14 protein-coding genes are annotated in these 13,067 nt (G+C 41.1%); 3 read left to right on the top strand and 11 right to left on the bottom strand.

The window, feature by feature from the left end; all coding sequences use genetic code 11:
- Window positions 1–16 precede the first annotated feature (16 nt).
- From LIR34_RS12425 to LIR34_RS12415, 3 genes are all read right to left on the bottom strand, one after another.
- The gene (locus LIR34_RS12425; RefSeq protein ID WP_117470436.1) at window positions 17–1,075 is read right to left on the bottom strand and encodes a YqaJ viral recombinase family nuclease; all 1,059 of its coding nucleotides are present in this window, start codon (window positions 1,073–1,075) and stop codon (window positions 17–19) included.
- The gene (locus LIR34_RS12420) at window positions 1,069–2,208 is read right to left on the bottom strand and encodes a transposase (protein WP_173785614.1); all 1,140 of its coding nucleotides are present in this window, start codon (window positions 2,206–2,208) and stop codon (window positions 1,069–1,071) included. Before LIR34_RS12420 ends, LIR34_RS12425 begins: the two co-directional genes overlap by 7 nt.
- A 398-nt stretch (window positions 2,209–2,606) precedes the next feature.
- Window positions 2,607–2,795 carry a 2-ketoisovalerate ferredoxin oxidoreductase gene (locus LIR34_RS12415; protein WP_425458801.1) on the bottom strand — a complete coding sequence of 63 codons (189 nt, stop codon included), beginning with the start codon at window positions 2,793–2,795 and terminating at the stop codon, window positions 2,607–2,609.
- 192 nt (window positions 2,796–2,987) lie between these two features.
- Between LIR34_RS12415 and LIR34_RS12410 the strand changes: the two genes are divergently transcribed.
- The 3 genes from LIR34_RS12410 (at window position 2,988) to LIR34_RS12400 (ending at window position 5,097) form a co-directional block, all read left to right on the top strand.
- The gene (locus LIR34_RS12410; protein WP_005333350.1) at window positions 2,988–3,305 is read left to right on the top strand and encodes a helix-turn-helix domain-containing protein; all 318 of its coding nucleotides are present in this window, start codon (window positions 2,988–2,990) and stop codon (window positions 3,303–3,305) included.
- Window positions 3,306–3,686: 381 nt separating this feature from the next.
- Window positions 3,687–3,881 carry a DUF3173 domain-containing protein gene (locus LIR34_RS12405; RefSeq protein ID WP_005333349.1) on the top strand — a complete coding sequence of 65 codons (195 nt, stop codon included), beginning with the start codon at window positions 3,687–3,689 and terminating at the stop codon, window positions 3,879–3,881.
- A 34-nt stretch (window positions 3,882–3,915) separates the two neighbouring features.
- Complete coding sequence (locus LIR34_RS12400; protein WP_005333347.1) at window positions 3,916–5,097, top strand: site-specific integrase; 1,182 nt, start codon at window positions 3,916–3,918, stop codon at window positions 5,095–5,097.
- Between the two features lie 307 nt (window positions 5,098–5,404).
- On the opposite strand, the gene LIR34_RS12395 is transcribed toward LIR34_RS12400, so the two are convergent.
- The 8 genes from LIR34_RS12395 to LIR34_RS12360 all read right to left on the bottom strand — a co-directional run bounded on the left by LIR34_RS12395 (window position 5,405) and on the right by LIR34_RS12360 (window position 12,633).
- Window positions 5,405–5,902, bottom strand: a complete 498-nt coding sequence (locus tag LIR34_RS12395; RefSeq protein WP_009247521.1) for a nucleotidyltransferase domain-containing protein — start codon at window positions 5,900–5,902, stop codon at window positions 5,405–5,407.
- 84 nt (window positions 5,903–5,986) lie between these two features.
- Complete coding sequence (locus LIR34_RS12390; RefSeq protein WP_009247522.1) at window positions 5,987–7,531, bottom strand: ATP-binding cassette domain-containing protein; 1,545 nt, start codon at window positions 7,529–7,531, stop codon at window positions 5,987–5,989.
- Between the two features lie 453 nt (window positions 7,532–7,984).
- The gene (locus LIR34_RS12385; protein ID WP_009247523.1) at window positions 7,985–8,362 is read right to left on the bottom strand and encodes a TnpV protein; all 378 of its coding nucleotides are present in this window, start codon (window positions 8,360–8,362) and stop codon (window positions 7,985–7,987) included.
- A gap of 26 nt (window positions 8,363–8,388) precedes the next feature.
- Window positions 8,389–9,528: a plasmid recombination protein gene (locus tag LIR34_RS12380; protein ID WP_019190307.1), complete on the bottom strand. Its 1,140-nt coding sequence runs from the start codon at window positions 9,526–9,528 to the stop codon at window positions 8,389–8,391.
- 355 nt (window positions 9,529–9,883) lie between these two features.
- A complete protein-coding gene (locus LIR34_RS12375; protein WP_009247525.1) occupies window positions 9,884–11,038 on the bottom strand; it encodes an AAA family ATPase in 1,155 nt (384 codons plus the stop codon).
- Window positions 11,028–11,363 carry a plasmid mobilization protein gene (locus LIR34_RS12370; RefSeq protein WP_009247526.1) on the bottom strand — a complete coding sequence of 112 codons (336 nt, stop codon included), beginning with the start codon at window positions 11,361–11,363 and terminating at the stop codon, window positions 11,028–11,030. The genes LIR34_RS12375 and LIR34_RS12370 overlap by 11 nt, the downstream gene beginning before the upstream one ends.
- Complete coding sequence (locus tag LIR34_RS12365; RefSeq protein WP_009247527.1) at window positions 11,353–12,444, bottom strand: site-specific integrase; 1,092 nt, start codon at window positions 12,442–12,444, stop codon at window positions 11,353–11,355. Before LIR34_RS12365 ends, LIR34_RS12370 begins: the two co-directional genes overlap by 11 nt.
- Window positions 12,445–12,633, bottom strand: coding sequence for a transcriptional regulator (locus LIR34_RS12360; protein WP_009247528.1), 189 nt, complete (start codon window positions 12,631–12,633; stop codon window positions 12,445–12,447).
- Window positions 12,634–13,067: the final 434 nt, after the last annotated feature.

Here is a 13,067-nt window from a genome sequence, read left to right as displayed (position 1 = left end):
TCATTTGGTTTTCTCATTACGCCGCCTCCTTCTTAATTCGGAAAGTACGGCTCTCCGTTGTTTTTGTATATTCCTCATAGATATCCGGATGCTGGTTTTTCAGCTTCTCCATCTGGTCTTTCCCAACCGAAGTACGTCTGGTCGGATTATAGGTAATACGGTAACGGTTCGTACCGTCCTCCAGCACTGCCTTGCAGCCCTGCCCCAGCTGTTCCACAAAAGGAACACTGATTGCCCGCTGTTCTGCTTCGATTTCCTTTTTCCGTTTTTCCAACTGTGACTTTTCCTCCGAAAGGGTAAGATACTTCTCAAGATTTTTTGATTCCAGACCGGAAAGCACAATTTCCGGAATAGATTTGTCTGCAAAACCACCATAATTACGGATATTTGCCAGAACCAGATCGGACTTCCCGTTATGCGGCGGTACTACATTTTTCAATACATGTTCCTGCCAGAAATACGTTTCCTGATCAATGATGTCTTCTTCCTCAATCAGATCACGCTCAATGGTGCGATACACAAACTCATTCTCGTTATTTCCATACAGGCATGCGATAAAGGCTTTCTGCATATTCATCACAGACAGATAATGCCTTACCTGCAGCACATAATGAGCTGGAATACCATCATCAGCCCACTTATCTTTCGCATTATAATTGCAGGTTTTACATTCCAGAATCGCAAATTTCCCATCCGGCATACGAACAAAGTAGTCCACGTCTGCAAGCATGAACGGATATAACGGATGCCGGAACATGATACGTACCGGGAATACTTCCAGCCCGGTCTTTTTGGAAAAGATTTCTGCCACCAGATCTTCCAGCCGGTGTCCAACTTCCTTGGCAACCCAGTTGCTTTCCTCTTCCTCCTGAATGACCGGCTGCACACCTGTTTTGTTGTAAAACAGATCCCGGATAGTGGCAAATGGAGAGATCCCCATGATTGCCGCTACATCACTGCCGCCGATTCCTTTTTTGCGGTATTCCAACCAGTCTTCTCTTGACAGGTTACTGATATCCACAACCTTTTCCGGTGTATACTCTGCTTTGTTATTCATTCCAATTCCTCCTAACATTTGACTGCTCCATAAACGTCATATTTTTTCCAGTCTTTTATAAGCGCCTTCGTAATATCCTCCTCCAGCTTCAGGATGCCCTGTCCGGACATTCCTTCACAGGCTGCAAAAAAGGACGCTTCATTCATGGCATAATAAAGATCATGTGCCGTACAGACACCTTCCCCGTTCTGGGATACAAATAGCTCCACCACCTCATTCCGGATCTTCTGTTTAATGCCAAGTTCCTTCATCAGCAGCTTCAGGCAGTTCACCGGATTACGAATCTCAATGTCCATAAGCTGAGTAAGATTCTTCATCGCATCCACATAGCGGGCGCATACCTGCTCCAGATTTTTCCGGAAGTCCAGAATCGTTGCCCCTTTATCGTGAGCCAGCTTGATTGGACTTCCCAGATTGATAACGCCGTTTGGTCCGTCTGTCAAAAGCATCGGATACAGATTTGCACCGCTCGCTGCCACGTCAGATGTGGTAAAACGAAGTGCCGGTGACAGGATCTTCTCATCCATTCCGTGTGCATCCAGTGCTTTTCGGTAAGTATCCAGAAGTTCCTGACTTCCTCCGAGCTTCCACATGGCAGATACAATGGAATGGTCATAGATACCAGAGCCCTCCATGTAAACACTGCCTTTGAAATTCAGATTCAGATATTCGCAGGTTGTCTCAAACATGGCTTTCATATCAAGGATGCAATAATCATGTTTATCCCCGCCATGTACTGCGGAAACCTTTCCGTCCGCAATCTTAATCAGGGCATCCCCTTTTGCAACCCGCAGGCAGTAATTGACTACCTTCGCATATGTTGCCTTATCCAGCTTGCGAAGCCCGTCTCCATTGACACCTGCGCGGCTTAAAATGGTGCGGATGGCACAGTCACGTACCGGATAGGATTCTCCTCTCATTTTCAGTACAAGCTGCGTATTCTTCTCTGTATCCTCCAAAATTTCTTCCATGGATGCATCTGCCGCATCCAGATTTTGAGCCTCCTTTTCCAGTGGTGCCAGCCGTAACGTATTTGTTGGCTTTCTGATCCATTTGGCATTTCTTCCTCTCTCTGCCAGAAACTCCAGCAGATCTTTTACTTCTGCAAAGGATCTCTCAAATCCATCTGCATACACTCTTGCTTCATTCATGTTCTTATTCCACCTTTCTTAAAATAATATTTATCCATCAACAGCCGAAGCTGGTTGTGGCATGCAACTATGCCGAAACCTAAATGTAAGCACAAAAAAAGAATGAAAAGAGAGTCTTTTCTCTGTTCATTCTTAAAAGTCTGGTTTCTTCCTGAAAAAACAAAAGTGCCACGCAGCCAAAAAAGGCATACCGTGACACTCACTACAAACATAAACTACTTATGCCAGGAATCAGCTCCTGCTGTTTCCTGTAAGTTTGGAGATTCTTATGAATCCCGAAACTCCCCAAAAAGGGTGTGCATAAAATAAACTATATCAGTATACTAGCACAAGATATTCCTCATGTCAATTCAGGCTTATACTATATATGGTGTTTATATTTGTTCAAAATACTACATCTATTTTTCTACTACGAATTCAATCTTCTCTTTCAGATACTCCCGGCAGCCAAACCGAACCGTTCCACACTGCTTTGACTCCTCTTTCGCCTTTTCATTACAGCAGTCCAAGTAGGGACAATCGTTACATTGATTCCGCAGTGCTTCCTTCGCCCATTCAATTTCCTGCTCATTTCCTATAATCCGCACAGACATCCACTTCCTTTGCTATCATCATACCCCAAAATCCATTTTCTATCATCCATAATTTCTTTTTTTGTATCATTTTAGTAAATTACGGTTATATTACGGAATAATCACTATATTTCAAATATATCTCTATTTTATTCCGTAATTTGCTGTAAGTAAATAGTTTAAAATGTGGAAGAGAGGTGTAAATGTATGGATAAAAACTTTATTGGAGAACGCATCAGCGAACTGCGTTTAAAGAAAAATGTATCTGAATATCAGATGAGTCTGGATCTTGGCAAAAATAAAAGCTACATCCAGTCCCTCACTTCCGGACGTTCTCTGCCTACCATGCAGAGCTTTCTGGATATCTGTGACTATCTGGAAGTCACTCCTCAACAGTTCTTCGATTCAGAGCTGCACAATCTTCCTCTGATTGACAAAGCAACTGATCTGATGAAACAACTCGATGACGAGGATATGCTTGCGCTCATTTCCATGCTGAATCGTCTGGCTCTAAAACGCAAATAGATTTCCGTGGCTGCCAAATCAAGGCAGCTTTTATTTTTATCATTTTTTCTTAAAATTTTTCAATCTTAAAGAAAAGCCCCCTATTCCTTAATTGAATGGGTAATATATCCATTCGCCGTACCTTGAAAACAAAAGAAATCTTTCGGGAGATTGATATAGGTGACTGCAGATAGTTTGCATCTTCGCACGCCTGCAGCTTAATAGTTACAAAGTAACACCGTTTTACGTGGCCGGAACGGGCATAGGAACTGGCTTCTGAAAGAATAACATAGACTTTTGGGATTTTAGCTTATAGCGCTTTTATTAGAGAACTTTTACTCAAAATTTGATATAATAATAGACAGGTATCAAGTTGATTCCCTGTCTGTGGAAAGGAGATTCATGATAACTGTAACAAAAAGGGATTTGATTGAATTAGGCTACGGTCCTTCCTTTGCTGCTGATATTATCAAAAAAGCAAAGGAACTTATGGTAGAAAAGGGGCATACCTATTATCAATCCAGAAAATTAGACAGGGTTCCAAAAGAAGCCGTTGAAGAATTATTAGGGATTACTTTGCCCGATAAGCAAGAATGATCGTGCTTTTTGCATTTTAGTAAGGAGTGAAATCATGGCAAAAGATCCAATTAAAAAAGCAGAAAACGGCACTTATTATTTTCGAGCCAACCTCGGATATCATCCTGTAACCGGAAAACAGATTCAAAAATACCGCAGCGGATTCTCAACAAAAAAAGAAGCCCGTGCCGAGTATTCCAAATTGATTCTTGCATCAACGGAAGAATTAGCTGATAAGAAGGAAGACATTACCTTCAAAAAGTTTATTGAAGAAATCTATCTTCCGTGGTACAAAACTCAGGTGAAAGAAAGTACCTACAAGAATCGTTACTCGACCATTCAAAAACACTTTGCCTATTTCTACAAGAAGAAAGTGTCCGAAATAGAAGCGATAAATGTACAGACCTGGCAGCTCAAGTTGGCAAAACAATTCAGTCCAAACTATGTACGCATTGTTCAGGGAATGTTATGTTTAGCTTTTGACCGGGCGATTATCCTCGGACTTGCAAAGAAGAATCCTGCCCGCATGATCGGCAATATCAAATCTAAAAAAGTAAAGATCGACTTCTGGACTTTGGAGGAGTTTCAGAAGGTAATATCCCTGCTGTACAAAGGTGACTACTACGAGCACTATCTCTTCATCTCGTTCTGGCTTTTATTTATGACTGGAATGCGTATTGGAGAGGCTGCCGCCTTACAGTGGGATGATATTGATTTTGAAACAGGTATGCTGATTATTAGTAAAACACTGTACTATAAAACAATGAATGACTACAAATTCGTTGAACCTAAGACGCAGGCAAGCAACCGTACCATTTATATTGATGCTGATACCATCAAGGAATTACAAGAATGGAAGGCGGTCCAGGCAAAGGTTTTACCAAATTGTGGATTCGTACTGAGTTATAACAGTACACCCACCAGCAAAACAACGCTTCCAAGAGCATTAGAGAAATTGGCAAATTTAGCTGGTGTCCACAGAATCAAAATTCATGCCCTGAGACATTCGCATGCTTCCCTGCTTATCAGCATGGGCGAAAATCCACTGCTGATTAAAGAGCGTCTTGGACATGAAAAAATACAGACGACACTAGGAACTTATGGTCATCTGTATCCAAACACCAATATTGAGATTGCAAAGAAGCTGACCGGGGTTCTCAGCTACCAGTCAGCTTCTCAAAGTATTGCTAATTATACCAGTAATCAGCATACTGCAATGTATCACAAAGAAATATAAAAATGCAATGATAATGCAATTTCAAACACCCAAAGCCGCAAAGCCCCGTGGTTACGGGCTTTGTAGCCCAGCGTCAACTATTCAAACTCTACAAAGACTAACGCTTTTTGTTTAGGAATTATTCTCTGTAATGTTTCTCGTTCTTTTGATTATTTGATATATCCATATTATCCTGCCTATACGAGCTAATGTTATCATTTTGTTATCGGCATTGATAACACCTACTCGATAACTGTGGATAATAACTATATGTAGCATGTCAAATTATAAGCTATTTTGCTTAGAGATTCAACACAAAACTGAAATTTTACTTTTCCTTATATTCATCTGGTATTGCTATTTGAAATGTTTCACACAACAGCATCACATCATGCACATCATTTTTATCGTGTTCATATCCCAAATGAAGCATTACCTGACTCAATGGTTCAATACAAGAAACAGTTATATCTCCAACTTTTCCAATACCGGAAAAAGTTTTTGATGGAAATATATCTCCCTCATAAACAATTCCGTCATCTGTAAATTCAAAACAATGTAAATCAATGATTCTTTGTTTATCATCTTTCCAGACAGTATGACCATCCGTTGTATAATCAGTATTTACTTCCTCAAATCCATGCTGCTTAATCACATAAATATAATCATGATAATGTTTCAGTTCAACAAACAAATCAATATCATTGTGTATTCTTGATTCTCTTTTAAGAAGTGCATCAACACCCCATCCGCCATCTAAATATACTTTAATTTCGTTTTGCAAAGCATATTTTATAATTTCACATGCATCTTCTGTACGTACCATAATCTATCCTCCAAATTCAAATCTTTGTATGCTTTCCAACTCACTAAAAGCCTGAAATTTGTCAGTCTTTCATCCTTTTTGTTATCAATCACCAATTAGCTGTAATCCATTAGGATTTAGCTGATATATTTTATCGCACACCTCTTCAATATACTTTCTATCGTGAGAAATGCTAATGACAGCCCCCGGAAATTCTCGGAGCATTTTTCTTATTACCGGACCGGACAATGGTGAAAAATTTCTTGTCGGTTCATCCAGAATAAGAACATTTGCACCACTTAAGCTCATCCTCAAGAGAAGCACTTTCGCCTTTTGTCCGCCTGATAACTCCCGAATCGGATGCTCCATTTCATCTGGTGTGTATTTAAGTGAACCAAGGTATGTTCTAATTCTTGTACGCTCTTCTTTATCTCCTGTTTTATCAAGGTAATCAACCGGTGTAACATCCAAATCCAGCAGGTCTTCATAAGTTTGAGGCATATATTCTGCTTTAATGTCATTCCGATTTAGGAGTTCTTCCGCTATCTTTTTTAGAAGAGTCGTTTTTCCTGCCCCGTTGGCTCCTATCATACAGATTTTTTCTGAACCTTTTATTTTTAAATGAATTCCTTCTGCTAAAATTCTTTTGCCATCCGGAGTCACAAGCTTTGAAAGTTCATATTCTATGACCGTTTTTCCTGCGGGAATGTGTGAGTTTTCATCCCCTAATTTGACAAAGATTGCTTCTTCCTGTTCCGGCATCTGAGTCATATTTTCATCTTCTTTTTCAAATCTTCGTTCCATTGCCTTAACCGTATGCATTTTGTCCTTTAAGTTTTTGGCAACAGACGGTGCTTGTCTGGTACAACTTCTTAATGCACCTTGTACACTCTGCATAACTCTTTGATATTTTTCATCGCGAATCTTTTTCTCCCTACGGTCACTCAGTGCCCGCTGTTTTTGGATTTCAAATTTATGAAGCCGTTCTTCCACATAGCGTCTATAGGGAAGCTTTGCCACGGTATATCTCGCCTTTGTTTTTCGTATAATCTGCTCGATATGTATCACCATGTTGGCAGTACGCTCTATCAGCGTTTCATCGTGTGAAATAAAAAGCACAATGTGCTTCCAGTCATTTATGATTTTTTCCAGTAATGTAAGCGTCGCAATGTCGATGTCATTGGAAGGTTCGTCCAACAACAGCACAGAAACATCGCGAATGAAAAGCCTCATAAGTTGTGTCTTGACTTTTTCGCCTCCTGAAAGACTACCCATTGTCTGGTTACTGTAGAAAAAATCATTTTTCATTCCAAATTTTCCCGCAATAACAGACAATTCTTTAGGCGTTTTCTCCCAGAATATTTCCTCTTCAGAAAAATATTCGTATATTGTTTTTTCCTTATCTTCATCGAGCATCTCCTGCGGAAGATAACCAAGACGTTCGTGTCCCATTATCCTTTCCCCATCTGCTTCTATATAGTTTTCTACAAGCGACGGATTGTATATCCACTTCATTAATGTCGATTTCCCATTTCCCTCTTCTCCAATAATAACTGCCTTATCTCCATCATTTAGCACAAGGTTGAAATCATTAAGAATTATTCTCAGGTCTTTTTTATGTGTTAAATTTAATTTTTTTATCTGCAACATTAAAGTTTCTCCTTTTCGAAGTCTGAGCCAATTATTATTTTGAACACACAAAAACGAGTCTTTTTTGCATACGCAAAAATAGACTCGCTAAATAGACCCTTATTTCTTTTCCAAAAGGAAAACAAAGGAAATGCCTCTTGCGATAATCCAACTTAAGCGTACACAAAACAAACCTATTCTCTACAGGCTCAATAACTATATGTGTCTTACTTAAATCAAATTATCTATTAATCATTTCCTCACCTTACACAAAATGTGCCTTTCTTTCTTCTAATGGCAATACTATCATACTGTATTTTTTGTGTCAATACATTTCACCTTATGGAAGTGCAAATTAAAATTTTCACTTCCTAATTATACATCCAACCATTACGAAATTCAATCTTTCACAACCTCTTTACAACCACAACCACAGCACTCCAGCAAACGCAGGAGCACCATACCGTAAAACGCTTATGTGTAAATCAACTCCGTTCCTACAACTTCCCTCACACAAGCCTGAATATTATTCATTCTTCCAATCCATTCGTAGGGATTATCTTTCTTTAATTGTTCCGTCACATCTTGTCTGTCGGCATATTCCTTTACCAGTCGAAGAAACATATCCTCTGCTTGCTTATCGACTTCTGCAAGATAACTATGCAGCTTTCCGCTTGTCAGCAGGTTCATATATAACACTTTATAGTGTTCCTTTAAATGCCTTGCATGTCGTTTCCCCCATAAACCAATCGGCTCTATTTCTTCTTCGGCTGGTACTGTGATGTTCGGCAATAAATAATCACCCACCTGTCTATAAGTTCCGCCCATTTCTTCAAAAATTGTCTTTGTCATTTTCCTTTTCCTCCTGTGATTTTTGTCTATCGTGATCGTGTATTATCACGCTTGCGACCTTTAACTGTTCTTGCCTGCTCCAACAAATCATCTATCTGTTTGCGACCAAAAACCTTACGGAGCAGGCTGTAATCTTTATTTTCTGCTTTTAGGATTTTGTTTTCTTCGGTCAATCTTTCATTGACTTTCTCCAAACGCTGATTGGTGCGGTATAACTGTGCATTCGCTGTATTCAGCCTATGATAGTTGTCCCACCCCTCAAAGCAGCGGGCAAGCACCGTTTTGACAAGTTGCTTCAATTTCCTTACAACCGGCTCTGCCATTTTGGTTTTATATGCCTTTGCAGTCATAAATTTCTCTGGTTCTGGCAACTGATATTTCGGTGCAGTATCAAGCTCTATTTCAAGATTTGACAGCTCGTCTTTTGCCTTATCATAGTTCAATACTCGTTCCGACAACACATCAAATTCAATCTGTTTCTGCTCGATTTTCGCACCTAATGCCGCCACTTCTTTTTCTCTTTCCTGCTTTTTATAATCCAAAACAGAAAGATGTTTTTCGTGTGTGCCTAAATGTTCCCACTCAATCCCATAACGTTCCATCACCGCCGCAAGCTGTTCTTTTTCGGACTGTATCCATTGCGACCACTCCGTATCGCCACGACTGCCGCCCTTAAAACCTTGCGTTGCAAGAGCCTGCTTTAGTGACACTCTTGTATCAAGTCCACGCTTGCTGCCTGTGGTAAAAGGTACAAAATCTATGTGCAGATGTGGTGTAGCTTCATCCATATGCAGATGAGCCGAGAACACCCGAAGCTGTGGATTTCGCTCCTGAAAACCCTGATAGTATTCATCTAAAATCTGCTTTGCCAGTTCTCCGTTTTCCGTATCGGCGTTCATATTTCCCTTACCGCCCACCTGTAAAATGATTTCGTGGAACGGTTTTTCCTGCTTGGAACTTCGGATTTTTTCATAATAATCTTTTATCTTTCGGTCTGACCTTATCTGCTTGGCATTGTATCTTTCCAATGCTTCATCAAACAATTCGTGATAAACTGTCTTTATATTTTCATTGCAGTAGTCGATATTGAGATGAGTACGAGTTCCGTCTACATTTTCTGCTCGGAACTTTCGGCTATTGTGATTGACCGAGCCTTTACCGACCATTGCACTTATCGTTCTCTGCATTTTTTCATCTCCCATCTGTAAATTTCAACATTCTCAGGTTTTGTTACTTTTGTCAAAAGTAACGCAAAAGCACTTTTGACGGGTACACCCATCAAAAATGCGACCTGTAAACAGGTTTTGCGTTCTCCGAAGGCTCTCCGAGGGGTGAGCGTGTGCCGGTGGCACACACGCCTGCGAACCGACCGAGCCAGCAGGCGAGACCAAAGAGCCGCCTTTGAAAAGGCACTCTCTGCACACTCCCCTAAACTTTATCCGGTGTCAAAGTGTGACGATGGTGACAATGTTTTTCACAGCGTGCTGCTCTCAAAAACATTGACACCTTTGACACCGTTTGTCACGCCGTCTGCTCGGTTTCTTTCCAAAGTGAAACCTTTCTTCCGTCGTGTGTGCGGCTGTTCTGATAACGGATACCGTAATCACGAAACAGCCTGCTTGCGTTGATACTGAGCCTTAAAGAAAGTACATTCGGCTTTATATCCACCGCAAGCCTTTCGCAAAGTTCCGAAGCAGTTCCTTCCCATCTGTCACTTTCCGAAAAGAGCGTATCCGCTATCTTCTCAAGCAGAGGTTCGGGCGGTTCTTTCCACATCTCCGTTTCCGATTTTGCAAAGTTCCACACCAATCGCTCGCTGTCCCTTACAAGATGGATTTTCATATCCTGCTGGTCTCTGCCAGCAACATCAAGTGTGGCATTGTTGGAAGTACGCTTGTCCTTACTGAGAACAAATGCACCGTCTGCCGCACCCATCAGACCATTCGTGCCTGAAATCATATCGAATATATCTTCCGATTTTTGTTTGCGTGTATGATGAACAATAAGCATTGAAACCTTGTAACTGTCTGCCAACGCTTTCAGCCTTGCCACAACATCATAATCACTTGCGTAGCTGTAATCTGCTCCGCCTGCTTCACGCACACGCTTTAAGGTGTCTATGATAATCAAGCCTGTGTCTGGGTGTTCCCTCATAAACCCTCTTATCTGTTCTTCCAGTCCGCCATTGACCGTTTTACATTCCGTTGCGAAATACAGATTGCCTGTCTCCTTTGCACCGAACATCTGAAACAATCGCTTCTGCAAACGTGGGTAATCATCTTCAAGGGCAAAATAAAGCACCGTTGCCTTACGCACCTTATACTCCCAAAGCGGTGTGCCTGTGCTGATATGATAGGCAAGCTGTGCCATCATAAAGCTCTTTCCCACTTTCGGGGAACCTACGAAAAGGTAAGTTCCCCTTTGGAGCAGACCGTCGATAAGTGGTGTCTGAACCTCAAACACCGTATCATACAGCGTTGTCATTGATACTGTTTTCAGATAGGAAGGGTCTAACTGTCTGAGTATTTCCCTTTGCATTTCTTCAAAAGATTGCTCGTACCCCTTGAAATCCGTATCCTGATTGACTATACTATTGTCAGTACATTTGGAAAGTGACTGTTCCGCATCTGTTGCCGCAGATACATTTGGAATAGTCATTTCTTTTTTATTCTCCATTCGCATCCTCTCCTTTCAAACCGCCGAGAATAATGGAAATCAGTTCTATTACACTCAGCAGTTCATCATCCACACCTTTTCCTGCTTCAATCCTTTTCAGTTCCGCAAGGACTGTGGCAAATTCCGTTTTCAACGCCTTATACACTCTCGGATTGCCCTGTACCACCACATCCTGATTTAAGCAACGGCGGTAACAATACTCCTGTTTTGGCAATCCTGATAGAGCTACAGCTCTGTTAATGAGTTCGTTTTCTTCGGGCGATACTCGAAACCCTACTGTGATATTCCTCCAACGATTTTTGTTATCTCTGTTCTTAGCTGACATTTTCAAAATCTCCTTTCCCTAAATCATCTAATTTTTCTGCCATCTCAATCTGCTTTGACGGAAAGAGGTGTGCGTACTGATAAGTAATATCAATACTTTCGTGACCAACTCGGTCAGCAATCGCCACCGCAGAAAAGCCCATATCAATCAAGAGTGAAATGTGGCTGTGACGGAGATCGTGAATGCGGATACGCTTCACGCCTGCCGCCTTTGCCCCTCTGTCCATCTCGTGATGAAGATAGCTTTTCGTCACCGTAAAGATACGGTCTTTCTTCTTCAATCCGTAAAGCATACCGAGATATTCTTTCATTTCCTCACACAGAAACTTCGGCATTTTAATCGTGCGGTTGCTCTTTTTCGTTTTCGGAGAAGTAATCACATCCTGCCCTTTCAAACGCTGATAGGATTTATTGATTGTGACTGTTTCCTTATCAAAGTTGAAATCTGCCGGAGTCAAAGCTAACAGCTCGCCCTCTCGGATACCGCACCAGTAAAGCATTTCAAACGCATAAAAGGAAACAGGCTTGTCCATCATCTCAAAAGAGAATTTCTTGTATTCTTCCTTTGTCCAGAACAGCATTTCCTTGTGTTCCTCACGTCCCATATTTCCCACCTTTGCCGCAGGATTGGAACGCAGTTCATAGTAGCGGACAGCGTGATTGAAAATGGCGGACAACTGATTGTGCAGCGTTTTCAGATACGTCTGTGAATAAGGCTTTTTCTTCTCATCACGATAGGCAAGCATTTCATTCTGCCAAGTAATAATCTCCTTTGTGGAAATCTCGCTGATTTTCAGTTTCCCGAAATACGGAAGTATCTTTGTGCGTATGATATGCTCTTTGGTAAGCCACGTGTTTTCCTTCAAACGGTTCTTCACATCATTGATATAAAGCTCCGTAAAGGCTTCAAAACTCATATCAAGGTCTGAAGAAGTCTGCAATTTGAACATTCTTTCCCATTCCTGTGCTTCTCGTTTGGTAGCAAAGCCACGCTTGCATTTCTGCTTGCGTTCCCCTTTCCAGTTCACATACCTTGCCATCACATACCAAGTACCGTTATCTTCATTCTTAAATACCGGCATTTACATTTCCCCCTTTCCTGCTCCGTAGAGCCTTTCGTAAAAATACTGGCGATTTACACGCCCTGCAATCGTAATAAAGCCCTTTGCTTTCAATTCCTCATTTAATTGTCTGATGAGTTTATATGCATAAGGTTTTGATACGTTTAGTTCCTGAGCCACATCTTCGGCTCGGATAAATCTGTTTTCCATATCCTTTTTCTTCCTTTCTTAAAATAATTTTTTGCTTGCCGCTTTCTCCGTGTTAAAGTTCCAACAGGCACTCCTGCTTGTCGGCAGGCGCTGTGCTGTCCCAATGCACCGCAGTACATCAGGCGCTCGCTCGTATAGGGGTTCCCGAAAAGTCGGAGACTTTTGGGGAAGAGGAGGAGCAGTGCAGCGAATGAGCTTTTGTGCTTGCACACAAGCGAACGATACGGAACTTGCTCCGACGAGGTCTTGGCGGTTTGGCTTTTCGGACGGTCATTCAGTTGTCGCATTAAGCATATTTGTTTAATTCGTAATTTATTTTACTAAACATATTTGCTATTGTCAAGTGGTTGCAAAGAAAATATTAAACATTTTTGTTTCGGTTTTTCTTGACTTCCACTAAACATTTCTGCTATACTTATTTCACTAAATATAAA

Source organism: Blautia sp. MSK17_66 (assembly GCF_020538025.1).
GTDB lineage: Bacteria > Bacillota > Clostridia > Lachnospirales > Lachnospiraceae > Blautia_A.
Note: the sequence above shows the minus strand (reverse complement) of the source record. Positions and strands in the feature narration are given on the sequence as shown.